Here is a 24,121-nt window from a genome sequence, read left to right as displayed (position 1 = left end):
GACGGCGGGTCGGGGGAGGCGGATCATAGCCCAGCCGGCGCCCCCCTCAAAGGCCTTCAAATCAAAAGGAATTTGTCGTAATTCCGCCGCAAAGCGGGGGCAGAACCGGGGCTGTCGGCGCGGCCACCCGGTTGCACGGGAACCCGCCTCGGCGTAAAAACCTGACCACGAACAACCCCGAAAGTCTCGCGCCCATGATTCGTCCGATCCGCAAGGCCGTCTTTCCCGTCGGCGGCCTCGGCACCCGCTTCCTGCCGGCCACCAAGTCGATGCCGAAGGAAATGCTCACTGTCGTCGACAAGCCGCTGATCCAATATGCGGTGGAAGAGGCCAAGGCCGCCGGCATCGAGGAATTCATTTTCGTCACCGGCCGTGGCAAGCAGGCGATCGAAGACCATTTCGACCGCTCCTACGAACTGGAAGACGTGCTGCGTGACCGCAGCAAGCGCGACCTGCTGGAAGCGATCCATAGCTGGATGCCGCAGGCCGGCCAGGTCGCCTATACCCGCCAGATGGAGCCGCTGGGGCTGGGTCATGCCGTGCGCTGTGCCAAGTCGCTGGTCGGCAACGAACCCTTCGCCGTGCTGCTGGCGGACGACTTGATCCTGGCCCGCACCGGCTGCCTGGCGCAGATGATCGAGGCCTATAACGAGGTCGGCGGCAACATGATCGCCGCCATGGAAGTGCCGCGCGAGCATACTCGCCGCTATGGCGTGGTCGATCCGGGCAAGAGCGAAGGCCGCATGGTCGAGGTCAAGGGCCTGGTGGAAAAGCCGGAACCGGCTGCCGCGCCGAGCACCACCGCCGTGATCGGCCGCTATATCCTGCAGCCGCGCGTGTTCGATTATCTGGATCAGGTGCAGCGCGGCGCTGGCGGCGAAATCCAGCTTACCGATGCCCTGGCCAAGATGATCGGCGAGTTGCCGTTCAACGGTCTGCGCTTCAAGGGCGAGCGTTATGATTGCGGCGACAAGATCGGCTTCCTTGAAGCCAACATCGCCTTTGCGCTGGATCGGCCCGACCTGCGCGCCGATGCGGCCCGCATCATGCGCGAAGTAGTCAAGACGCTGTAAGCGTCACCCCCGGGGGAGTAACACGATGCGCGTCGCGATGATCGGCACCGGCTATGTCGGCCTGGTTTCGGGAGCCTGCTTCTCGGAATTCGGCCATACGGTGATTTGTGTCGACAAGAATCCGGAGCGCATCGAAGCCCTGGAGCGCGGCGAGATCCCGATCTTCGAGCCGGGGCTCGAGGATCTGGTGGCGCGCAATGTGAAAGCCGGGCGGCTCAGCTTCACCCAGGATATCCGCGCCGGCATGGCGGAGGCCGAGGCGGTGTTCATCGCCGTCGGCACGCCGTCGCGGCGCGGCGATGGCGAGGCCGATTTGAGCTATGTCTATGCTGCCGCGCGCGAGATCGCTGAAAGCATGACGCGGCGCACCCTGGTCGTCACCAAGTCCACTGTGCCGGTGGGCACGGGCCGCGAGGTGGAGCGCATCATCCGCGCCACCCGGCCGGATGCCGAATTCGAGATGGCGTCGAACCCGGAATTCCTGCGCGAGGGTGCGGCCATCGAGGATTTCATGCGGCCGGACCGCGTGGTCTGCGGCGCCGAGAGCGACTGGGCGAAGGATCTGCTGCGCCGCCTCTACCGGCCACTCTATATCAACGAAACGCCGATCCTGTTCACCCAGCTCGAAACCGCCGAACTGATCAAGTATGCCGCCAATGCCTTCCTGGCGACCAAGATCACCTTCATCAACGAGATCGCCGATCTTTGCGAAAAGACCGGCGTGAATGTGCAGGATGTGGCCAAAGGCATCGGCCTGGATGGCCGCATCGGCGGCAAGTTCCTGCATGCCGGCCCGGGCTATGGCGGCTCCTGCTTCCCGAAGGATACCCAGGCGCTGGTCGCCACCGGCCGCAAGCATGATGCGCCGCTGCGCATCGTCGAAACCGTGGTGGACATCAACGAGAAGCGCAAGCAGCGCATGGCCGAGAAGGTGATCGCGGCGATGGGTGGCAAGCTGGCCGGCAAGACCGTTGCCGTGCTGGGCCTGACCTTCAAGCCCGAGACCGACGACATGCGCGACAGCCCCAGCCTGGTGATTGTGCCGGCCTTGCAGGCAGCGGGTGCCGCCTTGCGCGTCTATGACCCGGAAGGCATGGGCGAGGCGAAGAAGCTGCTTTCCGGCCTGGAATGGTGCGAAGGGCCGTATCAGGCCGTGGAAGGTGCCGACGCGGTGGTGATCATCACCGAGTGGAACCAGTTCCGCGCCCTCGATCTCGACCGCCTGAAGCGCCTGCTGAAGCAGCCGCTGATGATCGACCTGCGTAACATCTACAAGCCGCAGGAGATGAGCCAGGCCGGCTTCACCTATCACTCCGTCGGCCGGCCCAGCGTGTGAGTGGCATGAGATCCCCGGGTCAAGCCCGGGGATGACGTGTTTACTCTTCAGTCGTCATGCGCGGACTTGATCCGCGCATCTCTATCCATTTTGGTACGCCCCGGCGCCATGTACCACAGCAACGCCAGCAGCATCGCCACCAGCGGGATGCCGAAGGCCCAGGTATAGGCTTCCGGCGGATAGCCGCCATTGGCCTGGCGCGGCCACAGGTCGATGATCCAGCCGAGTCCGGCCTGGGCGAAGAAGGCGAAGCCGAATACCACGCCGTTCAGCAGCGTGTTGACGCGACCGGTGACTTGCGCCGGGAACTGCGTGCTAAGGATCGGGTAGGCCAATACGGTGGTGTTGCACAGCAGGCCGAACACGCACCAGACGATCAGGCTGGTCGGCGCCCAGCCGGCAGCCAGAATCACCAGCGTGACGCCGTAGAGCATCGTTGCGGCGCAAAGTGTTGCGCGCAGGCTGATGCCAAAGCGCTGCAGCCGGTCGGCAACGATGCCGGTGAGGGTGAAGCCGAGCGTTAAGGCAGCGGCCAGCATGAACTGTAATTCCGCGGCCTCAAGCCGGCCCAGGCCACCGACATCGCGCAGGTAAGGCCCGGACCATAAGCCCTGGATCGCCATGCCGCTGGCCATGCCCAGCATCGAAACCGGCGCGATGCGCCAGAAGCGGCGGTCGACCAGGATGCGACCGCAATCGCGCAACTGGCTGCCCAGGCTTTCCGCCGCGCTATGCGAGCCGGGTTTCTCCGGCACGGCAAAGAAGATTGCCGCCGATGCCGCCGTCACCATGGCGGCGAGAATCCAGAACACGGCACGCCAGTCGAGCCACTGCACCAGCAATTCCACCGGCAGCGTGGCACAGAGTGCGCCGAGGCCGCCGGCGGTCATGAACACGCCATTGGCCAGCGCCCAGCGTTCAGCGGGCAGCCACAGCGAAATGGTTTTCATCGCGCTCATCAGGCCGCCGGCAACGCCCAGGCCGATCAGGGTGCGGCCGATGAACAGATGCGAGAATTGCGTGCCGAGGGCGAACACGCCGGCGCCGAGCGCGGCGAAAAGCAGCAAGGCAGCTTGCACACGGCGCGGCCCGTAGCGGTCAAGCAGGATACCGAGCGGCAACTGTGCCAGTGAAAAAATGATGAAATAGGCAGCGGTCAGGCTGCCGAGATCGGCGGCGCCGATATTAAGATCCTGTTGCAGGTTCGGCGCGATCACCGCGTTCACCGAGCGGAACAGGTAGGACATGAAATAGCCGCAGGCGAAGGGCAGCAACACGCGCCCGGCGATGAATGCCAGCGGAACCGATGTACTCATGATCACTCTCTTCCCGGCGTTATTTCTGTTCTGACTGTAAAGCGAAAAGTTCTAGTGGCTGGGCCTTGCCTGGCAGCGTCTGCGCACCGAGCGGAACGGCCTTTACATCCTCCAGCGCACCCATGGCGTCGAGCGCGGCGCGGCTGGCGATAACCGTATGCTCCACCCCCTTGGCCCATTGCTCGATCTTGGCCGTGGTGTTGATGGTATCACCGAGCAGGGCGATCTCGCGCTTGAAATCGCCCATTTCGCCTACCACCACCGGACCGGCATGCAGCACGGCACGGAAATCCGGCACAGCGCCCAGGCGCTCGGCGTAGAAAGCGGCGCGGCGCTGCAACAGGTCACGGGCAGCGAATATGGTGGCGACGGCACGGGCATCGCTCACAGGCGACGGCCAGGTGACGATCATTTCGTCGCCGACATATTTCTCGATGCTGCCCTCATGATCTTCCACCGCTTCGCCGAGGTCGGAAAAGAACTGGTTCAGCAGCTTGTGGAAGGCGATATCGCCGATGCGCTCGGCAATCGCGGTGGAGCCGCGCATGTCGAGGAACAGGAACACGCGCTGTTCCAGGCGCGGATGGTGGTAGCGACCCTTGATGAAGTTCTTCAGCACGCGGCGACCGAGCAGCAGGTTGATCTGCATCAGCGTGTTGACCACGAAGGTGAAGCCCAGTGCCGCCACCAGGGTAATCAGCGTCGCGGAGTTGAAGCCGGTCGGTTCTGCGTCCTCGATCGGCACCAGCACATTGCCGAGCCCATCCAGGGAAACGATGAAGAAGGAGTAGAGTACGGTCTTGATCAGCGCCACGCGCATGAAGGGCAGGCGGCGCAGGCCCTGGCCGCTGGGGCCGGTAGCGTAGAAGATTTCAAAAACCGCAATCGCGAATGTAACCATGGCGCCGGTGATCAGGCCGCGCAGGAAGCCAAGCCGGGCGGAATCGCCGCCAAGCGATGAATCGATGGCAAGGCCATAGAGCGCGCCGGCAAGGCTGCCGATGCCGATGAAGCGCAGCAGCAGCAGCACCTGGCGGCGGCGGCGGGTAGAAAGAGCCATTATTGGTTCATTCCGCGAACGAGACCCGGCGATGATAAGCTGATCAACCGCAATAGGAAAGCGGCAGCAAAAAGGCCGGGCTTGTGGCCCGGCCTGTCGCTGTGACCATTGTCACCGCCAGATCATGTCTGGCGGCGGTGGCTGGCTTACGCGGCGTTTTCGGCCTGGCGCTGGGCCTTCTTGCGGTCATTCGGGTCCAGCATCTTCTTGCGGATGCGGATGCTCTTCGGCGTCACTTCCACCAGTTCGTCATCGGCGATGTAGGCGATGGCCTGCTCCAGGGTCATCTTGCGCGGCGGGGTAAGGCGCACCTGCTCATCCTTGCCCGCAGCGCGGATGTTGGTGAGCTGTTTTGCCTTCATCGGGTTGACGTCAAGATCATTGTCGCGGCTGTGCTCGCCAATGATCATGCCTTCATACACGGCCACGCCCGGATCGACGAACAGCACGCCGCGCTCTTCGATGAAGTTCAGCGCGTAGAGCGTGGTTTCACCGGTGCCATTGGCGATCAGCACGCCGTTGCGGCGGCCCGGGATGGCGCCGCGATGCGGGCCATAGCTGTGGAACAGCTTGTTCATGATGCCGGTGCCGCGCGTATCGGTGAGGAATTCACCGTGGTAGCCGATCAGGCCGCGCGACGGGGCATGGAAGGTGATGCGGGTCTTGCCGCCGCCCGACGGGCGCATGTCGCGCAGCTCGGCCTTGCGCAGGCTCATCTTCTCCACGACGATGCCGGTAAAGGCATCATCCACGTCGATATGCACTTCCTCGATCGGCTCCAGCAGCTTGCCGTCCTCATCCTGCTGGAACAGCACGCGCGGACGGCTGATCGAAAGCTCGAAGCCCTCGCGGCGCATGGTTTCCACCAGCACGCCGAGCTGCAATTCGCCACGGCCGGCGACTTCGAAGGCATCCTTGTCGTCGCTCTCGCGCACGCGGATCGCCACATTGCCCTCGGCTTCGCGCATCAGGCGGGTGCGGATCACGCGGCTCTGCACCTTGGAGCCCTCCTTGCCGGCGAAGGGCGAATTGTTGACCGAGAAGGTCATCGCCAGGGTCGGCGGATCAATCGGGTTGGCCGGCACAGGATCGGATACGGCCAGTTCGCAGATGGTATCGGCCACCGTTGTGGTGGTGAGGCCGGCAATCGCCACGATATCACCGGCTTCGGCTTCTTCCACCGGCACGCGTTCGATGCCGCGGAAGGCCAGCAGCTTGGTGACGCGGCCCTGCTCGATTTCGCTGCCATCGCGGCGCAGCGAGTGGATTGGGCTATTCACCTTCAGCACGCCGGAATGGATGCGGCCGGTGAGGATGCGGCCGAGATACGGATCGGCTTCCAGCGTGGTGACCAGCATGCGGAACGGCGCATCCTTCTCCACGGTCGGTGCCGGCACATGGCGCACCACCAGGTCAAACAGCGGGGCGAGGTCCTTGCGCGGGCCTTCCAGGCTGTCATCGGCCCAGCCGGAGCGGCCCGAGGCGAACATGCAGGGGAAGTCGAGTTGTTCTTCGCTGGCGTCCAGGGCGGCGAAGAGATCGAACACTTCGGAATGGACTTCGACCGGGCGGGCGTCAGAGCGGTCGACCTTGTTGATCACCACGATCGGGCGCATGCCGAGGCCGAGTGCCTTGCCAAGCACGAACTTGGTCTGCGGCAGCGGGCCTTCTGCGGCGTCCACCAGCAGCACCACGCCATCCACCATGGAGAGGATGCGCTCAACTTCGCCGCCGAAATCGGCGTGGCCGGGGGTATCGACGATGTTGACGCGGGTGCCGTGCCATTCCACCGAGGTGCACTTGGCCAGGATGGTGATGCCGCGCTCGCGCTCGAGGTCGTTGGAGTCCATCACGCGCTCGGCCACCTGCTGGTTCTCGCGGAACGAGCCGGACTGGCGCAGAAGGGCGTCGACCAGGGTGGTCTTGCCGTGGTCAACGTGGGCGATGATGGCGATATTGCGAATTTCCATGGGCTTGAACGAAAGGCCCGGTCGACCTTGGTAAAGGCGGCCGGGCGCGATTCCTCTAAGGTTGCGGCTGGTTGCGGGGTTTATAGTGCGGCGCACAAAACGGCGCAACAGAAGAGTTCGGCAGGGCAGCTATGCGCCACCCGGCGGGACGTCTGCCCCGTCCTTCCGCAACTCTTTGATTCCCATGGGATAATGACGATTTGTCGGGTTTTTGGGCTTGACCCGCGTGAGGACTGAGGCGGAAGCTGGGCACATGACAAGGGAAGGAAACGCCATGACCTATGAGCATATCCTCTACGAGGTGCACGACCGCATCGCCACGGTAACGCTGAACCGGCCGGACAAGCTGAATGCCTGGACCGCCACCATGGAGGGCGAAATCCGTGTCGCCATGGCCTTGGCGGCGGCAGATCCGGGCGTGCGGGTGATCGTGCTGACCGGGGCGGGTAGGGGCTTCTGCGCCGGGGCGGATATGGATCTGCTGTCGAATATCCAGCAGGACAATAGTGGAAAGGGCGGTGGCGCCGTCGGCGGCGAACCCTTCGACGCCACCGCTAACCCGAACTTCCAGATGCGCTACAGCTATTTTCCGGCCCTGCCAAAGCCGGTGATCGCCGCCATCAATGGCCCCGCCGCCGGCCTTGGCCTGATCGCGGCGCTGTATTGCGACATGCGCTTCGCCGCTGATACCGCCGTGTTCACCACGGCTTTCTCGCGCCGGGGCCTGATCGCCGAGCATGGCATTTCCTGGCTGCTGCCGCGTCTGGTCGGCCCCAGCCGGGCCATGGACCTGATGCTTTCGGCGCGCAAGGTGGATGCGGCAGAGGCGCTGCGCATCGGGCTGGTGGACCGCTTGTGCAAACCCGAGGCGTTGCAGGATGATGTGCGTGCCTATGCCCGCGAGCTGGCCGACATGGTGTCGCCGCGCTCGATGCGGGTGATGAAGCGCCAGCTCTGGGAGGCGGCATTCCAGAATCTCAGCGAGGCCACCGCCATCGGCAATTCCGAGATGCTGGCCAGTTTCAAGAGTGCCGATTTCAAGGAAGGCGTGGCGCATTTCATGGAAAAGCGCGCGCCGAATTTCAGCGGTAACTAAGGATCAGGAAGCAGCATGGAAAAGTGGCTCAAACCGGCGCTGGATTACATTCCGCGCTGGCTGGATTTCCAGATGCGGCAGCACCGCCAGCCGGGCTGCGCCTATGCCATCGCGCATCGCGGCAAGCTGGTGGCGGAGGGTGCCTTCGGCCATGCCGATCTGGCCAGCGGCGAGGCGCTGACCACGCGCCACCGTTTCCGTGTCGCTTCCCATTCCAAATGCTTCACCGCGACCGGCATCATGCTGCTGCGCGAGCGCGGCAAGCTGAAACTCGACGATACCGCCGGCCAATATGTTTCCGGCCTGCATAAGAGCATCGCCGAGGCGACCCTGGCCGAATTGCTGTCGCACAGCGCCGGGCTGATCCGCGATGGCTGGGATGCCGGGCAATGGCTGGACCGCCGGCCGTTCCTGAACGCGGAAGAACTGCGCGCCGACCTCAAGCGCCCGGCGGTGCTGGCCGGCAGTACGCGGTTCAAATATTCCAACCACGGCTTCGGCCTGCTTGGCCTGGTGATCGAGCAGGTGACGGGCGAGAGCTATGGCGCCTGGATGCAGCGCGAGGTGATCGCCGCCGCCGGCCTGGCAGAAACCCTGCCGGATTGCCCGCCGCGCTGGCGCGGCTGGCGCCTGGCGCGCGGCCACAGCGCCATCGCACCGGCAGGTTTGCGCCATGTGGTGCCGGGCGACAATGCCACCCATGCGCTGGCTCCGGCCACCGGCTTTGTCAGCACCGCCGCCGATATCGTGCGCTTCCTCTCGCAGCTAGATCCGGCGGCGAAGCGGAGCCTGCTGTCGGTCTCCAGCCGCCGCGCCATGCTGCGCCGGCAATGGCGCCCGACGGGCCTGCTGGAGCAGCATTACGGCTATGGCGTGATGTCGGGCAAGATTCAGGATTGGGATCTCTACGGCCATAACGGCGGCTTCCAGGGCACGCTGACGCGCAGCTTCGTGTTGCCGGAGCCGGGTCTGGCGGTGTCGGTGCTGACCAATGCCGGCGATGGCCTGTCCGGCCCCTGGGCCGATGGCATCGCGCATCTGCTGCGTGCCTGGGCTCGCCATGGTGCGCCGAGCCGCCGCGTCGCCGATTGGGGTGGCCGCTGGTGGACTCTGTTCGGCGCCGGCGACTGGCTGCCGATGGGCAACCGCGTGCTGGTGGCAACCCCGGCCTGGCTCAATCCGCTGATGGATGCCAGCGAGATCGTGCCGAGCAGCCGCGACGAGGGCCGCATCGAGGCCGCCGGCTATGCCAATCATGGTGAAGCCGTACGGCGTATCCGCGATGGCCGGGGCCGGGTGAAGGAAGTGCAATTCGCTGGCTTCCGCCTGCAATCGGAGGCGGCCGCCGCGCGCGAAGTGGCAAAGCGCTTCAAGCCAGTGAAAGCAGCAAAGAAGTAGCCCGAGGAATCAAAAGGCCTCCCTGTCGGGAGGCCGCCAGAATCAAAAAGGCCTCCGCTAGGAGGCCAGCCCGGAATCATAAGGGCCTCCGCTAGGAGGCCCGGGGGCGGGAGAAGGTGTCACCGGCAGGCCACTGCATCCTGCATTACGGACGGTGCCTTCTCCACCCAACATTGCTGCTGGGCTTGATAAGTAATGTAGGCCTGGATTGTAAAAATTCAATGACCAGATTGCGGCATTATCGTGAAATAAGCTGTTTAGACGCCTGCCAAGCCGGTTTTGCCTTCGCGCAAGCGCGGCAGCAGGCGGTCGAGGAACTCCTCGCACAGCTTTAGCTGCGTCAACTCGATGAATTCGTTCGGCTTATGCGCCTGCTCGATATTGCCGGGGCCGCAGACAATGGTCGGGATATCGGTCTGGCTGAACAGGCCGGCCTCGGTGCCGAAGGACACTTTCTGCACCCGATTGGCGCCGGTCAGCGCCTTGCCAAGCTCAATAATCGGCGAGCGGTCGTCGGTGGCGAGGCCCGGGAACTCGGAAATCTGGTGGAAAGAACAGCCGCAATCGGGCTGCACGGCCTTCATTTCCGGCTCAATCCGCGTGCGGGCGAAATCCACCACTTCCTGATACAGCGCATCCACATCGTCCTGCGGCAGATAGCGGATTTCCCACAGGAAGCTGCAATCCTTCGGCACGATGTTCAGGGCCGTGCCGCCATGCACCACGCCGGTATGCAGCGAGGTGTAGGGCGGCGCGAATTCAGGATCGAACGGACCCTGGTCGCGTTTGCGCCGGGCAATCGACTTGATATGGGCGATCAGCTCGGCAGCGGCTTCCACGGCGTTGACGCCCTGATGCGTCAGCGAGGAATGGCATTCAAAGCCGCGGAAATCGACGCGCCAGCTTTTCTTGCCCTTGTGCTGCGCGATCACCTGCATCTCGGTCGGCTCGCCGACGATGCAGGCGGCCGGCTTCACCGGCATCTTCGCCAGCACCGGCATGAGCTGCTTGGCGCCGAGGCAGCCGACTTCCTCGTCATAGGTAAAGGCGTAGTGGATCGGCGTCTTGAGGTCTTGCGCCAGGAAATGCGGCGCATAGGCCAGCGCGATGGCGACGAAGGACTTCATGTCCGAAGTGCCACGGCCCCATAGCTTGCCATCCTTCTCCACCAGCTTGAACGGGTCGGTATCCCATTCCTGGCCATCAATCGGCACCACGTCGGTATGGCCCGAAAGGACGATGCCTGGCACGTCCGTGGGGCCAATGGTGGCGAACAGGTTCGCCTTCTTGCCGCTGGCGTCATGCACCAGGGTGGAGGCGACACCGAGCGACTTCAGGTGATCGCGCACCCAGTGGATGAGGTCGAGATTGGAATCCCGGCTCACGGTGGGCATTTCGATCAACTGGCGGATCATCGCCAGGGAGGCATCGCTCGGTCGGCTCATGGTGCTTTCTGGTTTTTGTCTTAGGAGGCTAGGCTCTTGATCTGGTTGTCCAGATCGTCCTCGATGAAGAAGCGTACAATCTCATCGATATTCTGGTCCACCGAAAAACCGAGACTGCGCGCGCGGTCGCTGCTCAGCGCACGCGGCCAGCCATCGACGATCTTCTGGATATGCGGGTCCGGCTGCCAGATGATCTTGCCGACCTTGCGGTTGCCGGTGTTGCGCTCCATGGCGGCGGCGATCTCGCCGGCCGAGGCCGGGATGCCGTTCAGCAGCATGGCGCGGTCGACGCCCAGCGCCTCGCCGGGCAGTTCATGCAGGCGGATGAAGGCATCCACGGTGCGGCGTGGCGAGAGGCAGACCATCATGCTTTCCGGCGACACCGGGCAGATCGCATCGACGCCGGAAAGCGGCTCGCGCACGATGGAACTGGCCCAGGTCGAGGCGGCCTTGTTCGGCTTGCCGGGGCGGATCATGATGGTAGGCAGCCGCACGGCGCGGCCATCGATATAGCCCTTGCGGGTATAGTCGTTGACCATCAATTCGCCCATCAGCTTCTGCACGCCGTAGGAGGTCGTCGGGCGCTGTGGCGTGCTGTCGGTGACGGTGGCGGGCAGGGCGCCGCCATAGACCGCGACGGAGGAGGCGAAGATCACGCGCGCCGTGCCGTCCAGGCTGCGGCAGGCTTCCAGCACATTGCGCGTACCGGCCAGGTTGACGCGGTAGCCGAGGTCGAAATCGGCTTCGGCGCCAGACGAAACCACGGCGGCGAGGTGGAACACCGAATGGGTGTCCTGGCCGATCAGCATGCGCACTTCGGCCTGGTCGCCGATATCGCCAACAATGGTGGTGACGCGGCTGTCGCCGAAATCATTCGGGGCGACGTTATCGAACAGGGTGATGCGGCTGATCTTCTGAGGGCTGCCGCTCGGGCCGGTGAGTTCGCCGCGCTGCAGAAGCTGCTTGGTCAGGGCCTGGCCGATAAAGCCGGCGCCGCCGGTGATCACCACATTCAACATGTCCGCTCCCATAAGGCTTTTTATTTGGAGCGGCTATCTAAGCGGATCGTAAGCCTACTGACAATGTCGAGGGGGGTGAAAAACCATTCTCTGCAATCGTCATGCGCGGACTTGATCCGCGCATCTCTCTCCATTCGGCCTGAGATGCCCGGGTCAAGCCCGGGCATGACGCATTGTGGGGTTGGGACGTATTGGAAAATTACTTACTTTTCCTTTTCCCAATGCTTTGGCATGCGGGCGAGCTTCTCGGCATAGCGCTTGCGTTCCTCGGGCGTCATCGCCTGAGCAGCGGCGAGCAGGGCGGCCTGCATGCCCTGGTGGAACTGTTCCATGCGCAGGCGCTGCTGCTCCATGGCGGCGTTCAGCGCCTTGGCATCGAAGGGTTCGGCGCCCAAGGCAGCGGCGAGGCCACGGCGGACCAGGCCGAATTCCACCGGGCCGACGGCCTGGCGGGTTTTGTCCAACTCGGCGCGGAAAGCCGCCGCCGCCGCATCCGGCAGATGGCGGCTGAAGCGCTTCTCAAGCTGGGAGAAGGGCGCGCGGGCGATTTCACGGCTCTTGTAATAGCGGCTGGCACCCCAGCCGATGGCGGCGAGATTGAGCGCCACCGAGACGGTGAGGGCGATGGCGAGCCATTTATTGTAGCGCGGCTTCGGTGCGGGGGCGGCGGTATCGGCCATGAGCGTTACTCCGGAATGAAACTGGCGTCTGCGATAACCATCTGCACGGCGTAGGGCGTCGAATCCTCCGCGAGAATTTCTTCCAGGCCGCCAAGTCCGGCGCCAATGCCGAGGCTCAAGGCCAAGGCCAGCACGGCGAATTGCGGCCAGGCGGCGCGGAACGGAAATGCCGCAAGGCTGAACTCTTTCCAGGCCGACAGGCGTCGCCCCGAGACACGATGGGCAGCTACTCGCGCCGGCAGGCGGGCCATGATGCGCTGGGCAAGATCGGCGCTCGGTTGAGGCATGGCTGCCTGGCGCAGCAGATGATCCAGCGGGGCTGCCTGATCCAGCAGGCGGCGGGCCTCGCTGGAAGCCTGCGCCAATGCTTCTGCAGCCCTGCGCTCGGCTGCCGGCCACAAAGCCGGATCGGCACCATAGGCGGCAACGATTTCAGCAAAGCGGTCGAGGTTCATGGCTTTTCCTCCCGGCCCAGCATGGGGCCCAATTCATCGCGCAGCGTGCGCTTGGCACGTACCAGCAGGGATTCCAGGGCGCCGACGCTGATGCCCAGCGTGGCGGCGGCTTCGATATTGCCTTCGCCTTCCCAGAAGCAGAGCTGCAGCGCAGCGCGCTGGCGTGGCGGCAGCTTGGCCAGCGCGGCGGCGATGCGCGCTTCGGTCTCGCTGGCAAGGCGGTGATCATAGGGATTGGGGGCGCCGTCCTCAGGCTCCGGCTGCTCGTCCAGCGCATCCATGCCGGGGCGGCGTTTGCGGTCGATGGCGAGATTGACCACGATGCGCAGCAGCCAGGTGCGGAAGCTGGCGGCGCCATCCACCTGCCAGCGCGGCGCATGCTGCCACACCCGCAGAAAGGCTTCCTGCGCCACTTCCTCGGCATCGGCCTGGTTCAGCAGGATGCGCTGCGCCGTCACCACGGCGCCGGTGAGGTGGCGCTGCAGCAGCAGGGCGAAGGCGGCGCGGTCCTGCCGTGCCACCCGCGCCATCAGGGCGCGGTCTTCCTCGGCCTGGCGCAGGCGTTCATCCGCGTTCATGGCGGAGGCCGTGGCACGGCTGCGCGGGCTGGCGCCGGCAGGGGCGGAAAATGTCCAGGCGATACTTGGCATGCAGGAGAACACACGGCATGGCGGGTGTTTTCCTGCGCTGGCCGGGCTCTAGGCGCGGCCCATCAGCCGTGAGCCATCATCCAACGCCTTCAATTCTGCGTTGAGCCGGGCGATTTCCTCACCGATGGCCTTAAGCGTCTCGGGCTGATCCCATTCCCGGTACTGGCCTTGTTTATAGGCCAGCGCGTTGCGGTAGTAGAGATAGGCGTTGAGCCGGTTCCGCACGTAGTTGTTCTGGGTCTTGATGACCTTGCCCGGTGCGCCGACAACCACCGAATTGTCCGGGATCACAGTGCCCTCTTTCAGGAAGGCGGCGCCGCCGATGATGCAGTTATTGCCGATCACGCAGCCATCCATGATGGTGGCGCCGATGCCGATCAGGCAATTGTCGCCAATGGTGCAGCCATGGATGTTGCAGTGATGGGTGATCGAGCAATGGCTGCCGATATGGGTGGCGGTCTGGCCGCCAATATGGATCATCGAGAAATCCTGGATGTTTGTGTACTCACCCACCACGATCTCGAAATTCTCCGCCCGCATCGCCACGTTGATCCATACCGAGCTGCCTTTTTCCAGCCGCACCTTGCCATAGATATGCGCGGTCTCATGGATATAGGCGGGATCGTTCAGCACCACGTCGGGGCCGTGGATGGGCATGGGCGTTTCCTTCGCTTTACTTCACTTCGTTGAACAGGTCGTCATTGGCCTTGCGCTGCTCTGGCGAGGCCGGGGCGTCGCCGCGCAGGAAAGCGCGGCGCTGCTGCTGCGAGGAGGAACGCAGGCTGGCGTAATAATCCACCGAGCCGGCGCGCAGTTCGTCCAGCGGCACAAGCAGTTCCTCGCGCCGCGCCAGCGTCTTGCCGGCGGTGAGTGCGATGTTGGCGTTGTCGTTGAGGATGTACATGAGCGGATCGGCGAAGGCATCGACGCCGCCGCCGATGGCATCGCGGGTATTCGCCGGGCCGAGCAGCGGCAACATCAGGAAGGGACCTTCGCCGATGCCATAGCTATGCAGGGTCTGGCCGAAATCCGCCGGCTTGCCCTTCCAGTCGAACAGGTCGTTGGCGGCATCCCATAGGCCGAGCACGCCGATGGTGGAATTCACCGCGAAGCGGCCGACCGTGGTGGCGGCATCGCCGAAGCTGCCCTGCAAGGTATGGTTCATCAGCACGGCAGGCGATCTCAGATTGGCGAAGGCGCTGCGCACGCCGCCCTTCACCACATCGGGCGTGAAGGAGTAGAGCCAGGCAATCGGCCGCAGCAGGAAGGTATCCAGCACCTCGTTGAAAGCGAAGAAGGCGCGGTTCATGGGCTCCAGCGGATCCCACACATCCGGCGCGGTGCTGACCGGGCCGGTGCCGGCGGCAGAGGCGGTGAAAAGCGGCTGTTGCATCGGCTGCAAGGCGGCGGCGGGTGCGGCGGTACTGGCGGTCTGGAAGCCGTAGCGCGCCATGTAGGGGTTTTCGTACCACTGGCCGGGCCGGCCGGCGGCGGGGCCGGCTACATAGGTGGTGGGCTGGATCGGCGGCGAGGCATAGGCGGGGGCGCTGGCCTGGGCATACCAGTTGCCTGGCAGGGCAGGCTGCGCCGCGGCCTGATACTGCGCGGCGGCGGCATAGGCGGCGGGGCCGAAGCTCGGCGCCCTGCTGGCGATATAGGCTGCCGCCGCCTGGCCGCGGCGCTGATCCAGCACCGCTTCGCGTGCCACCACGCCGGAAAGCTCGCGGCTCATGCGTGCCGCCAGTTGCCGCTCCTTGGTCGCCAGCACTTCGCCATTGCGCAGCGTGCCATAGGCGGCGCGGTCGCGCGCCTGCTCAGTGGCGCCGGCCTGGAGGATGGCATCGACCTCGGACGAGACCTGCGGCGGCACAGGCTGGGCCTGTAACGGGCCTGAGCCGAGGACTGCAAGGCACAGGAGAAGGGCCGGGAGAAGATGACGCATCGGCTCGCGGCCTCAGGTTTGGAGGGTTATTGCTTCACGGATTTCAGGAAGGCCTCGGCGCGGCGCTCGGCCTCGGCAAACAATGCGCCATCGACCTGGGGCCGCAAGGCTTCCAGCCGGTCGCCGGCAGGGCCGAAGCCGTTGCGCGCGGCGATGGTCAGCCAGGTGAGGCCAGCGGCATCGTCCTTGGCCACGCCTTCGCCGCGTAGATAGCGGTTGCCGATATGGTTCTGGGCGGCGGCATTGTTTTGCTCGGCAGCCTTGCTGAACCAGGCGGCGGCGGCCACCAGATCGCGATGGGTGCCTTCGCCATCGCGATACATCTTGCCGAGATTATACTGCGCCTTGTCGAAGCCCATTTCCCCGGCGCGCAACATCAGGGCAAAGCCGGCGGGCTTGTTCTCTGGCCCGCCGAGGCCATCGAGATACATTTTAGCCAGGCTGTAGATACTGCGTACCGAACCGGCGGCCTGGGCGCGTTCGAGATATTGCCGCGCCTGCGCCATATCCTGCGGCACCTCGTCGCCGGCGATATAGAGCATGGCCAGGTTATGCAGCGCCTGCGGATGATTTTGTTCCGCCGCCTTGCGCCACAGCGAGAGGGCAGGGCGCAGGTCCAGCGGCACGCCGAGGCCATCCTGGTAGAGAGCGCCGAGATTGAACTGAGCGCGTGCATCGCCGGCTTCCGCCAGCGGCAACCAGAGCTTCACGGCGGTGTCGAAGTCGCTGCGGTCGTAGGCGGCGAGGCCATCCTCATAGGGGCCGGCGAAGGCCGGCGCCGCGAACAGCATCAGGCCGGTAAGGAAAAGTATGGGCCGCGCGGCGTATTGTTTCGTCATGCTTCCCTCCCTGTGGCTCAGCGCGAGACGCTCACCGTCTCTCGGTCGGCCCGCGCGCGCAGCGTGCCGATCAGGCCGTTGACCCCGCCGGTGTTGACCACCGATGCGAATTCATTGCGTTGCGTCACCGCCATGGAGACGTTCTCGATCGCCACGTCGATGATGCCGAGGCGCTGGCCGCTTTGGCGCACCCGCCAGTCGCAGCGCACCGGCTGGCCGTTTGCCGGGTCGATGCGGGTTGAGACCTCGGTGTCGGTGTCGCCGGCAGCGCGGGCGCCGAGAATGGCGAAGCTGCGCGCCTGGAAGCCGGACAGCCGGCGGGCATAGGTGCGCAGCACAAAGTCATTGAAGGCCTGATGATAGTCGGCGGCCTGTTCCGGGCTCAGCGAGGCATAGGGCCGGCCCAGCACGAAGCGGCCGATGAAGGCAAGGTCGAAGCCCTGGCGCAGCAATTCGCGGAGCTGGCTCTCGCGCTGCGCCAGCGGCTGCTGCTGGCCCAGGATCCCCAGCGTCTGCTGGCCCAGGCTGTCGATGAAACGGATCGCGGCATTGGTATCGGCGGAGGCGGCTGCCGGGCGGTTCAGGCCCAGGCCGGCAAGCGGTACCGCCAGACCGGCCAGCAGCAAATTCCGGCGGCTGATGAAGGCGGGACGAATCCGTAGGGGCGCGCTCATGGCGGCAGCATACAGACCGAGCCATTACCTTGAAAGAGCAGGTTCCTTGAAAGAGTGGCAGGCGAGGCTGCCCCGCCTGTTTTTCGCGCTCTGCGGGTACTTACTTGGCCGTCTTGAGGAAGGCAATCAGATCAGCGACTTCCGACTCTTTCTTGATCCCGGGGAAAACCATCTTGTTGCCCGGAATATAGCCCTTCGGGTCGGCCAGATAGGCGGCGATCGAGGTTTCGTCCCAGATCACGCCCTTGGCCACCATCTGATCGGAATACTTGAAGCCGGCGCCGGTGCCGGACTTGCGGCCAAAAACCCCGGCCAGGCTGGGGCCGACGCCGTTCTTGCCGGCTTCGAGGGCGTGGCAGGTGCGGCACTTGGCGAAGGCCTTCTGGCCGGCGGCGGCATCCTGCGCCTGGGCGAAGCCGCTGGTGAGGCTGAGGGCGAGGGCCGCCAGGACGGCGGCAAGCGGGAGACGCATCATGGGGGGACTCCAGGCATAGGGGCTTGGCTAATTACCAGCTAACTCCTGGTAAATGCTTGCCATTGAGATAGCACGGCGGCTTGCCGGCGACAAAGCGGCGCATTGCCGCATGAGCGGTTTCGTGATCGGGAACCGGCCAGCGCGAAATTTTTTCCCCCAGCCCCGATTCCCGGAGGTGGTGAACCGAGTCGCATTTACCGCCGTTTAAGAACGCCGTGGTTAGGTAGCGCGGTTTCATCAGGGGTAGTAGCGCATGAACATGATGACCAGCCTCGGTCGCCCCCGCTTGCAAGGCATGCTTGCGGCCGGTCTCGAGGTGTTGCGGATCCAGGAAGCCCTGGCGGCGCGGCGCGGCAATCTTGTGGCCGAGCTGCTGCGCGGGCAGGGCGAGTTCTACGAACAGGAGCATTATCCTGACGGCGACGTGTTCGACCCCGAAAGCGGCGCGCAATACTACTATCATGCCCATCGCGGCGATGCCCGCGAGCATGGTCATTTCCATGTCTTCATGCGGCCGCATCACCTGCCCGAAAGGTTCGAGCCGGCGCGGCGCGGCAAGCCCGGCATCGCGCTGCCCTGTGGCCCGACCGGCAACGCGGCGCTGGCCCATATCATCGCCATCGGCATGGACAATTACGGCCTGCCGGTGCGGCTGTTTACCGTCAATCGCTGGGTCACGGATGAAACCTGGTTCGCGGCCCGCGACGTGATCGCCATGCTCGACCGTTTCCAGGTCGGTCACAGTTATCCGTCAGCCGAGGTGAATGGCTGGCTGACCAACCTGCTGCGGCTGTTTCACCCCGAGATCGCCGAACTGATCCGCCGCCGCGATGCCGCCGTGGAAGCCCGCGCGCGGGCCAATCCGCGCGCCAACGCGCTGGAGGACCGCAGCCTGGAAATCACCGCGTCGCTGGACATCTCGGTGGAGCGCCGCCTGCGGCAACTGCGCCGTCAGCTCGGCTAGGCCTTACTTCATGTAGTTGACTTGGCGCCATTCCTTCGAGGCTTCGCGGAAGGCTGAATAGCTTTCCCAGATGCGCTTGAAGTTCGGGTTGGCGGCGGACTGCTCGGCCACCACCTTGCGCCAGGATCTTTCGAAGGCTTGCAGCACTTCCGGCGGCCAGGTGTGGATGATGGCGCCTTTGGCGCGCAATTCGTTGATGGCATAAGGCTGCTGCGCCTCGCCCTCGGCTAGGCTGTCGGAGATGTTGTCGCCGCAGACGGTTTCGACCATCGCCTGCTGCGATTCCGAGAGTTTCTCCCAGGCCGCGCGGTGGAACACCATCAGGATGGCGGTGAAGGGCTGGTGCCAGCCGGGCAGATAGTAATGCGGCGCCACCTTGTAGAAGCCGAAACGGAGATCGTTGATCGGCGTGGAGAATTCGCTGCCGTCGATCTGCCCGGTGGCAAAGGCGTTATAAACTTCACCGCCGGCAATCGAATTGGTTTCGGCGCCAAGCTTGCGCAGCACTTCGCCGCCCAGGCCGGGGAAGCGAAGCTTCATGCCGCGCAGGTCGTTGGACGAGTTGATCTCCTTGCGGAACCAGCCGCCGCCTTCCGCCACCAGCACGCCGCAGACCATCGGTACCACGTCGTAGCGGCCGAACAATTCCGCCATCAATTCCTGGCCGCCGCCGTGATACAGCCAGCCGAGATATTCCGAGGCGCGTGGGCCGAAGGGCAGGCCGACGAAGAAGCCGAAAGCTGAGTCCTTCTCCAGCAGATAGGCCGCCGAAGTCCAGCCGGCATCGACTTCGCCCGAGGCCACGGCATCGAACACTTCCGCCGCCGGCACCAGGGCGCCGGGCTCATGGAATTTCAGATCGAGCAGACCGCCCGAGAGGCGCGCCAGCTTGGTGGTGGTGGCGGCGCCGATGCTGCCCAATTGCGGCGCGGCCGATGTATAGGAGGAGGCGAGGCGCAGCGAGATCGGCTGCATGTCGTCGCGCAGCACCGGGTTCTGCGGCACCACCACACGTTCGGGGATCGGTGTCGCGCGCTGCACGGCGAGATAGCCGAGCCCAATGCAAAGCCCGGCGAAGAACGCAATGATCGCGATGGCAAAACTGCGTGCCATGCCCTGAGATTGCCTCTTTGTTAAATCTCCGAAATTCCTGGTTGCGCACCATAAAGTGCCGATGCCGGCCCTGGCAACCGGTTCCGGTCAGGCAACCGGCTATAGGGTTAACGGCGGGGCGTCACGCCCCAGGGCCGGATCCAGGCCAGGCTCGCCAGCGTATCGCCTGTGGGACGGTATTCGCAGCCGACCCAGCCGGCATAGCCGAGCTGGTCGAGGCGGCCGAGCAGGAAGCGGTAATCCAGCTCGCCGTTGCCGGGCTCGCGGCGGTCCGGCGGGTTGGCAATCTGGATATGCTCGATCAGCGGCAATTGCCGCTCCAGGCGCTTGCTCACGTCACCATGCACTACCTGAACATGGTACATGTCGAATTGTAGCCGCAACTGCGGCAGGGCCATTTCGCTTAAAATGCGTTCGGCGACATCGTAATCGTGCAGGAAGTAGCCGGGAATGTCGCGGCGGTTGATTGGCTCCAGCAGCAGGGTCAGGCCGGCCCTTGCCGCCTGTTCCGCAGCCCAGGCGAGGTTGTCGAGGAAACAGGCTTCCAGCGCGCGGCGGTCGGCGCCTGGCGGCTCCACCCCGGCCATGACATGCAGGCGTTTGCAGCCGGCAGCAGTCGCCACCTCGAAAGCGCGGTGGATCGAGGTGCGGAAGGCCTGGCGCTGCTGCGGCAGGCAGGCCAGCCCACGCTCGCCGGCCTCGAAATTGCCCGCTGGGGTATTCATCAGCACCAGCTCCAGGCCGTTGTCGCGCAAGGCGGCGGCGATGGCCGCTGGCGACTGGTCCGGCTGGAACATGAATTCGACGGCAGCGAAACCCTGCTCGCGCGCTACCGCCAGGCGGTCGAGGAAGGCATATTCCTGAAACAGGAATGTCAGATTGGCGCTGAAGCGCGGCATGCATCGGTCCCGGCTAACCCTTACGCGCAGCATGTCATGTTTGGTAACTTTCAGACAAGCGGCGTAGGCAACAGGGATTTTGGCGCGTGCAGCCCGGCGGCATGAGTCTGAGGCATGAAGACGGCATGGCGAGTTTGAGCCTCTCCGGCGCCTGGACGCTGGGCGAGGCGGCACGCCTCTCGCATAGCCTCGATAGTCTCAATCTCGGTGCCGCGCGGCGGCTGCGCATTGATGCCGGCGGGCTGGAGCGGGTGGATACCGCCGGCGCCGTGTTGCTGCAGCGCCTGAATGGCCGTTTCGGCCCCGGCGTGGCGGTGGAATGGCGCGCTGTGAAGCCCGAGCATCAGACATTGATCGACTATGTGGCCGGTTGCGATGCGGCCTCGGCGGCGCCGCCCGGGTCGGGCAACGGCCTGCTGCGTTTCGTCGCCCATCTCGGCTGGCTGGTGCTGTTCGCGGCGCGCGAGGGGCGCCGCTTCATCACCTTCATCGGCCGTGTCGTCGAGGCCTTCGCCCGTATAGCCATCAGCCCGCGTCGGCTGCGCTTCACCTCGGTAGTGTTCCACATGGAGCAGACCGGGCTGAACGCGCTGCCCATCGTCGGCTTGATCTCCTTCCTGATCGGCGTGGTGATGGCCTATCAGGGCGCGGATCAACTGCGGCAATTCGGCGCCGAGGTCTTTGTCGTCAACCTGGTCGGCGTCTCGGTGCTGCGCGAGCTTGGCATCCTGCTCACCGCCATCGTGGTGGCCGGCCGCTCCGGCAGCGCCTTTACCGCCCAGATCGGCAGCATGAAGGTGAACGAGGAAGTGGATGCGATCCGCACGCTCGGCCTCGATCCGGTCGAAGTACTGGTGGTGCCGCGCGTGCTGGCACTGATCATCACCCTGCCGCTGCTGGCCTTCTTCGCCGATATCATGGGCCTGCTGGGCGGCGCGCTGATGGCATGGGTGACGCTGGATATCACGCCGTTCCTGTTCTTCCAGCGGCTGCATGAGGCAGTGTCGGTGAATTCCTTCCTGGTCGGCCTGGTCAAGGCGCCGGTGTTTGCCGCGCTGATCGCCATGGTCGGCTGTTACGAAGGCCTGCGGGTGAAGCGCGATGCGGAAAGCGTCGGCCGGCTCACCACGCGTTCGGTGGTGCAGTCGATCTTCCTGGTGATCGTGGCCGATGCACTGTTCTCGATCTTCTTCTCGGCGTTGGGGATCTAGGCAATGGCCGGTGATGCTGGAAGGGATGTGGTGATCAAGGTGCGCGGCCTGGTGAACGCCTTCGATGGCTTCAAGGTGCATGACGGCCTCGATCTCGATGTCTATCGCGGCGAGGTGCTTGGCGTGGTCGGCGGCTCTGGCACCGGCAAGTCGGTGCTGCTGCGCACCATCATCGGGCTGAACCAGCCGCAAGCCGGGCAGATCGACCTGCTGGGCTCGGACATGATCAAAGGCGATGAGGACGCAAGGCGCCGCGCCCGTCAGCGTGTCGGCGTGCTGTTCCAGGATGGCGCGCTGTTCTCCTCGCTCACCGTGGCGCAGAATATCCAGGTGCCGCTGAAGGAATTCTACGATCTGCCGCCCGATCTGCTGAATGAGATTGCGGCGGCGAAGATCCGCATGGTCGGCCTGCCGGCCAATGCAGCGGGCAAGATCCCGTCCGAGCTTTCCGGCGGCATGCGCAAGCGCGCCGGCCTGGCCCGCGCCCTGGCGCTGGACCCCGAGATCGTGTTCCTGGATGAGCCGACCGCCGGCCTCGATCCCATTGGCGCCGCCGCTTTCGATACCCTGGTACGCGACCTGCAGCAGGCCTTGGGCCTCACCGTGTTCATGGTGACGCATGATCTGGATTCACTGCATGCGATCTGCGACCGCATTGCCGTGCTGGCCGAAAAGAAGGTGCTGGTCGCCGGGCCGCTGCGTGACCTGCTGCAACACCCGCATCCCTGGATCCGGGAATATTTTCACGGGCCGCGTGCCCGCGCCGCCCAGGCAACGGCAGATCATGCCCCGTCTGGGTCGGTATTGTCTGGGCTTGTACCTGAAGGAGGCGGTTCGTAATGGAAACCCGCGCCCACCATCTGCTGATCGGCAGTTTCCTGCTGCTGTTCCTGCTCGGCATCCTCGGCTTCGCGCTGTGGCTGGCCAAGACGCAGCTCGACCGCGAGATCGCCCGCTACAATATCTTCTTCACCGGCTCAGTGGCCGGCCTGGGGCAGGGCGGCGATGTGCGCTTCAACGGTATCAAGATCGGCAATGTCAGTCAGATCAGTATTGATCGCGAGGATACATCCAAAGTCCGCGTCACGATCAATGTGGCCGCTGATACGCCAATCCGCGCCGATAGCGTTGCCAGCCTGGAATTGCAGGGCATCACCGGGGTTTCCTTCGTGCAGATCAATTCCGGTACCAAGGCGGCGGAATTGCTGCCGGCGCGCTACAGCGAGGATGTGTCGGAACTGCCGGTGATTCGCTCGCGCAATTCCTCCATCGCCGAATTGTTCGAGGCGGCGCCCGACCTGGTCAACCGCGCCGCGCGCATCATGTCGGATCAGAATATCGACAATATCGGCGGCATCATTGGCGATATCCGCCAGCTTACCATTACACTGGCCAGCCGCCAGGAAACCCTGACGCGGGCCATTGATGGCTTCGACCGCACCAGCGCCGACATCGCCATTGCCGCCCGCGCGGCGCGCGATGTCGCCGAACAGTTCGGCGGCATCGTGAAGGAGGCGAACAGCACCCTGGTGGCGGCGCGCAACACGCTGGAGGCGACCACGAAGCTGATCGAGGGCGATGCCACCGCCACGGTGAAGGATGCGCAGGTGGCAGTGCAGGATATCCGCGGCGCCATGCAGCAGCTTGATGCCGTGCTGTCCACCGTGAACGAAATGGTGGCGGAGAACCGCGCCCCGATCAATGCCATCACCACCGATGGCTTCGGCGAATTCCGCCGCTTCATTGCCGAGGCGCGCATCCTGGTGGGCAGCCTGGCGCGGGTGGCGCAGCGGCTGGAAGACGATCCGAGCGCGGTGCTGTTTGGCAACCGCGATGCTGAATACCGTAGCGAGGGAGGCCGGCGATGACGGCGAGTTTCAACCGGCGTGGCCTGCTGCGCGGTCTTGGCGCCAGCGGCCTGATGGGTATTGGCCTCACTGCCTGCGGCGGCATCATCCCGCAGGCGCCGCCTTCGAACCTCTACACACTGTCGCCGAAAAACACTTTCGCCGCTGATCTGCCGCGCGCGACCTGGCAGCTAGTGGTGGAGGAGCCTTATGCGGCGGGCGGCCTGGATACCCACCGCATCGCGATCATGACCAATCCCTATGAGGTGAAGTATTACGCCGAGGCGCGCTGGGCCGAGCGGGTGCCGCGCATGATACAGACCCTGCTGGTGGAGAGCTTCGAGAATACCGGCAAGATCCTCTCGGTCGGGCGCCAGTCGGTGGGGCTGCGCTCGGACTTCAATCTCAAAAGCGAATTGCGCGAATTCCAGGCGGAGTTGAGCGGCGGCGATCCGGTGCCGACCGTGCGTGTCGCGCTGGCCTCGAAGCTGATCCAGCAGCCGCGCCAGGAAATCGTTGCCGCCACCAGTTTCGAGCGCCGCATGAAGGCTGCGGGCACCGATGTGCTGTCGGTGGTGCAGGCTTTCGATGAGGCGCTGGGCCGCGTGTTGCGCGATACGGTGCAATGGACCCTGCGCAGTGGCAATCCTGCGTAAGAG

24 protein-coding genes are annotated in these 24,121 nt (G+C 64.6%); 9 read left to right on the top strand and 15 right to left on the bottom strand.

Translation table 11 applies throughout. The features are described 5' to 3' along the window. Window positions 1-194: 194 nt before the first annotated feature. Together galU and V6B08_RS20395 are read left to right on the top strand one after the other, a co-directional pair. Window positions 195-1,073, top strand: a complete 879-nt coding sequence (gene galU / locus V6B08_RS20400; protein WP_341984416.1) for a UTP--glucose-1-phosphate uridylyltransferase GalU — start codon at window positions 195-197, stop codon at window positions 1,071-1,073. 25 nt (window positions 1,074-1,098) lie between these two features. Then, window positions 1,099-2,409: a UDP-glucose dehydrogenase family protein gene (locus V6B08_RS20395; RefSeq protein WP_341984414.1), complete on the top strand. Its 1,311-nt coding sequence runs from the start codon at window positions 1,099-1,101 to the stop codon at window positions 2,407-2,409. Between the two features lie 47 nt (window positions 2,410-2,456). Here the strand turns inward: V6B08_RS20395 and V6B08_RS20390 are convergent, their stop codons facing one another. The 3 genes from V6B08_RS20390 to typA all read right to left on the bottom strand — a co-directional run bounded on the left by V6B08_RS20390 (window position 2,457) and on the right by typA (window position 6,755). Then, complete coding sequence (locus tag V6B08_RS20390) at window positions 2,457-3,725, bottom strand: MFS transporter (RefSeq protein WP_341984412.1); 1,269 nt, start codon at window positions 3,723-3,725, stop codon at window positions 2,457-2,459. A 19-nt stretch (window positions 3,726-3,744) separates the two neighbouring features. Then, window positions 3,745-4,785: an adenylate/guanylate cyclase domain-containing protein gene (locus V6B08_RS20385; protein WP_341984410.1), complete on the bottom strand. Its 1,041-nt coding sequence runs from the start codon at window positions 4,783-4,785 to the stop codon at window positions 3,745-3,747. A 146-nt stretch (window positions 4,786-4,931) separates the two neighbouring features. Next, complete coding sequence (gene typA, locus V6B08_RS20380; RefSeq protein WP_341984408.1) at window positions 4,932-6,755, bottom strand: translational GTPase TypA; 1,824 nt, start codon at window positions 6,753-6,755, stop codon at window positions 4,932-4,934. Between the two features lie 274 nt (window positions 6,756-7,029). On the opposite strand from typA, the gene V6B08_RS20375 reads away from it, so the two are divergent. Further along, window positions 7,030-7,851: an enoyl-CoA hydratase gene (locus V6B08_RS20375; RefSeq protein ID WP_341984405.1), complete on the top strand. Its 822-nt coding sequence runs from the start codon at window positions 7,030-7,032 to the stop codon at window positions 7,849-7,851. 15 nt (window positions 7,852-7,866) lie between these two features. Continuing rightward, entirely contained in the window at window positions 7,867-9,249 is a 1,383-nt protein-coding gene (locus V6B08_RS20370; protein ID WP_341984403.1) for a serine hydrolase domain-containing protein, read from the top strand. A 257-nt stretch (window positions 9,250-9,506) separates the two neighbouring features. On the opposite strand, the gene argE is transcribed toward V6B08_RS20370, so the two are convergent. The 10 genes from argE to V6B08_RS20320 form a co-directional block, all read right to left on the bottom strand. Beyond that, on the bottom strand, window positions 9,507-10,694 hold the full coding sequence (argE, locus tag V6B08_RS20365) for an acetylornithine deacetylase (protein ID WP_341984401.1): 1,188 nt from the start codon (window positions 10,692-10,694) through the stop codon (window positions 9,507-9,509). Between the two features lie 20 nt (window positions 10,695-10,714). Beyond that, complete coding sequence (gene denD / locus V6B08_RS20360; RefSeq protein WP_341984399.1) at window positions 10,715-11,713, bottom strand: D-erythronate dehydrogenase; 999 nt, start codon at window positions 11,711-11,713, stop codon at window positions 10,715-10,717. 203 nt (window positions 11,714-11,916) lie between these two features. Then, window positions 11,917-12,393 carry a periplasmic heavy metal sensor gene (locus tag V6B08_RS20355; RefSeq protein WP_341984397.1) on the bottom strand — a complete coding sequence of 159 codons (477 nt, stop codon included), beginning with the start codon at window positions 12,391-12,393 and terminating at the stop codon, window positions 11,917-11,919. A gap of 5 nt (window positions 12,394-12,398) precedes the next feature. Continuing rightward, the gene (locus V6B08_RS20350) at window positions 12,399-12,848 is read right to left on the bottom strand and encodes a hypothetical protein (protein ID WP_341984395.1); all 450 of its coding nucleotides are present in this window, start codon (window positions 12,846-12,848) and stop codon (window positions 12,399-12,401) included. Next, on the bottom strand, window positions 12,845-13,426 hold the full coding sequence (locus V6B08_RS20345; RefSeq protein WP_341984393.1) for a sigma-70 family RNA polymerase sigma factor: 582 nt from the start codon (window positions 13,424-13,426) through the stop codon (window positions 12,845-12,847). The genes V6B08_RS20350 and V6B08_RS20345 overlap by 4 nt, the downstream gene beginning before the upstream one ends. A 120-nt stretch (window positions 13,427-13,546) precedes the next feature. Continuing rightward, a complete protein-coding gene (locus V6B08_RS20340) occupies window positions 13,547-14,155 on the bottom strand; it encodes a gamma carbonic anhydrase family protein (RefSeq protein WP_341984391.1) in 609 nt (202 codons plus the stop codon). Between the two features lie 16 nt (window positions 14,156-14,171). Continuing rightward, entirely contained in the window at window positions 14,172-15,368 is a 1,197-nt protein-coding gene (locus V6B08_RS20335; protein WP_341984389.1) for an MlaA family lipoprotein, read from the bottom strand. A 98-nt stretch (window positions 15,369-15,466) separates the two neighbouring features. Beyond that, window positions 15,467-16,279 (bottom strand): tetratricopeptide repeat protein, encoded by an 813-nt coding sequence (locus V6B08_RS20330; RefSeq protein ID WP_341984387.1) that lies wholly within the window; start codon window positions 16,277-16,279, stop codon window positions 15,467-15,469. A gap of 17 nt (window positions 16,280-16,296) precedes the next feature. After that, on the bottom strand, window positions 16,297-16,953 hold the full coding sequence (locus V6B08_RS20325; protein WP_341984385.1) for an MlaC/ttg2D family ABC transporter substrate-binding protein: 657 nt from the start codon (window positions 16,951-16,953) through the stop codon (window positions 16,297-16,299). 100 nt (window positions 16,954-17,053) lie between these two features. Then, window positions 17,054-17,428 carry a c-type cytochrome gene (locus tag V6B08_RS20320; RefSeq protein WP_341984383.1) on the bottom strand — a complete coding sequence of 125 codons (375 nt, stop codon included), beginning with the start codon at window positions 17,426-17,428 and terminating at the stop codon, window positions 17,054-17,056. A gap of 253 nt (window positions 17,429-17,681) precedes the next feature. Here V6B08_RS20320 and V6B08_RS20315 point away from each other — a divergent pair, with 253 nt between their 5' ends. Next, window positions 17,682-18,392, top strand: coding sequence for a DUF6969 family protein (locus V6B08_RS20315; RefSeq protein ID WP_341984381.1), 711 nt, complete (start codon window positions 17,682-17,684; stop codon window positions 18,390-18,392). A gap of 3 nt (window positions 18,393-18,395) precedes the next feature. Here the strand turns inward: V6B08_RS20315 and V6B08_RS20310 are convergent, their stop codons facing one another. Beyond that, the gene (locus V6B08_RS20310; protein WP_341984379.1) at window positions 18,396-19,505 is read right to left on the bottom strand and encodes a TRAP transporter substrate-binding protein; all 1,110 of its coding nucleotides are present in this window, start codon (window positions 19,503-19,505) and stop codon (window positions 18,396-18,398) included. 107 nt (window positions 19,506-19,612) lie between these two features. After that, a complete protein-coding gene (locus tag V6B08_RS20305; protein WP_341984377.1) occupies window positions 19,613-20,404 on the bottom strand; it encodes a hydroxypyruvate isomerase family protein in 792 nt (263 codons plus the stop codon). Between the two features lie 101 nt (window positions 20,405-20,505). On the opposite strand from V6B08_RS20305, the gene V6B08_RS20300 reads away from it, so the two are divergent. Genes V6B08_RS20300 through V6B08_RS20285 form a run of 4 tightly spaced genes read left to right on the top strand, consistent with a single transcriptional unit; the run spans window position 20,506 to window position 24,118 of the window. Beyond that, window positions 20,506-21,615, top strand: a complete 1,110-nt coding sequence (locus tag V6B08_RS20300; protein ID WP_502258306.1) for an ABC transporter permease — start codon at window positions 20,506-20,508, stop codon at window positions 21,613-21,615. Between the two features lie 3 nt (window positions 21,616-21,618). Next, complete coding sequence (locus V6B08_RS20295; protein WP_341984373.1) at window positions 21,619-22,455, top strand: ABC transporter ATP-binding protein; 837 nt, start codon at window positions 21,619-21,621, stop codon at window positions 22,453-22,455. Next, complete coding sequence (locus V6B08_RS20290) at window positions 22,455-23,483, top strand: MlaD family protein (RefSeq protein WP_341984371.1); 1,029 nt, start codon at window positions 22,455-22,457, stop codon at window positions 23,481-23,483. Before V6B08_RS20295 ends, V6B08_RS20290 begins: the two co-directional genes overlap by 1 nt. After that, on the top strand, window positions 23,480-24,118 hold the full coding sequence (locus V6B08_RS20285; protein WP_341984370.1) for an ABC-type transport auxiliary lipoprotein family protein: 639 nt from the start codon (window positions 23,480-23,482) through the stop codon (window positions 24,116-24,118). The genes V6B08_RS20290 and V6B08_RS20285 overlap by 4 nt, the downstream gene beginning before the upstream one ends. Window positions 24,119-24,121: the final 3 nt, after the last annotated feature.

This window comes from Ferrovibrio sp. MS7, from assembly GCF_038404985.1.
In the GTDB taxonomy this organism is placed as follows: domain Bacteria; phylum Pseudomonadota; class Alphaproteobacteria; order Ferrovibrionales; family Ferrovibrionaceae; genus Ferrovibrio; species Ferrovibrio plantarum.
This window is presented reverse-complemented; position numbering and strand designations above follow the sequence as displayed.

Bases quoted from the DNA above. Each gene is read 5' to 3' on its own strand.
- galU (WP_341984416.1), top strand. From the start codon at position 195: ATGATTCGTCCGATCCGCAAGGCCGTCTTTCCCGTCGGCGGCCTCGGC.
- V6B08_RS20395 (WP_341984414.1), top strand. From the start codon at position 1,099: ATGCGCGTCGCGATGATCGGCACCGGCTATGTCGGCCTGGTTTCGGGA.
- V6B08_RS20390 (WP_341984412.1), bottom strand. From the start codon at position 3,725: ATGAGTACATCGGTTCCGCTGGCATTCATCGCCGGGCGCGTGTTGCTG.
- V6B08_RS20385 (WP_341984410.1), bottom strand. From the start codon at position 4,785: ATGGCTCTTTCTACCCGCCGCCGCCGCCAGGTGCTGCTGCTGCTGCGC.
- typA (WP_341984408.1), bottom strand. From the start codon at position 6,755: ATGGAAATTCGCAATATCGCCATCATCGCCCACGTTGACCACGGCAAG.
- V6B08_RS20375 (WP_341984405.1), top strand. From the start codon at position 7,030: ATGACCTATGAGCATATCCTCTACGAGGTGCACGACCGCATCGCCACG.
- V6B08_RS20370 (WP_341984403.1), top strand. From the start codon at position 7,867: ATGGAAAAGTGGCTCAAACCGGCGCTGGATTACATTCCGCGCTGGCTG.
- argE (WP_341984401.1), bottom strand. From the start codon at position 10,694: ATGAGCCGACCGAGCGATGCCTCCCTGGCGATGATCCGCCAGTTGATC.
- denD (WP_341984399.1), bottom strand. From the start codon at position 11,713: ATGTTGAATGTGGTGATCACCGGCGGCGCCGGCTTTATCGGCCAGGCC.
- V6B08_RS20355 (WP_341984397.1), bottom strand. From the start codon at position 12,393: ATGGCCGATACCGCCGCCCCCGCACCGAAGCCGCGCTACAATAAATGG.
- V6B08_RS20350 (WP_341984395.1), bottom strand. From the start codon at position 12,848: ATGAACCTCGACCGCTTTGCTGAAATCGTTGCCGCCTATGGTGCCGAT.
- V6B08_RS20345 (WP_341984393.1), bottom strand. From the start codon at position 13,426: ATGAACGCGGATGAACGCCTGCGCCAGGCCGAGGAAGACCGCGCCCTG.
- V6B08_RS20340 (WP_341984391.1), bottom strand. From the start codon at position 14,155: ATGCCCATCCACGGCCCCGACGTGGTGCTGAACGATCCCGCCTATATC.
- V6B08_RS20330 (WP_341984387.1), bottom strand. From the start codon at position 16,279: ATGACGAAACAATACGCCGCGCGGCCCATACTTTTCCTTACCGGCCTG.
- V6B08_RS20325 (WP_341984385.1), bottom strand. From the start codon at position 16,953: ATGAGCGCGCCCCTACGGATTCGTCCCGCCTTCATCAGCCGCCGGAAT.
- V6B08_RS20320 (WP_341984383.1), bottom strand. From the start codon at position 17,428: ATGATGCGTCTCCCGCTTGCCGCCGTCCTGGCGGCCCTCGCCCTCAGC.
- V6B08_RS20315 (WP_341984381.1), top strand. From the start codon at position 17,682: ATGAACATGATGACCAGCCTCGGTCGCCCCCGCTTGCAAGGCATGCTT.
- V6B08_RS20310 (WP_341984379.1), bottom strand. From the start codon at position 19,505: ATGGCACGCAGTTTTGCCATCGCGATCATTGCGTTCTTCGCCGGGCTT.
- V6B08_RS20305 (WP_341984377.1), bottom strand. From the start codon at position 20,404: ATGCCGCGCTTCAGCGCCAATCTGACATTCCTGTTTCAGGAATATGCC.
- V6B08_RS20300 (WP_502258306.1), top strand. From the start codon at position 20,506: ATGAGTCTGAGGCATGAAGACGGCATGGCGAGTTTGAGCCTCTCCGGC.
- V6B08_RS20295 (WP_341984373.1), top strand. From the start codon at position 21,619: ATGGCCGGTGATGCTGGAAGGGATGTGGTGATCAAGGTGCGCGGCCTG.
- V6B08_RS20290 (WP_341984371.1), top strand. From the start codon at position 22,455: ATGGAAACCCGCGCCCACCATCTGCTGATCGGCAGTTTCCTGCTGCTG.
- V6B08_RS20285 (WP_341984370.1), top strand. From the start codon at position 23,480: ATGACGGCGAGTTTCAACCGGCGTGGCCTGCTGCGCGGTCTTGGCGCC.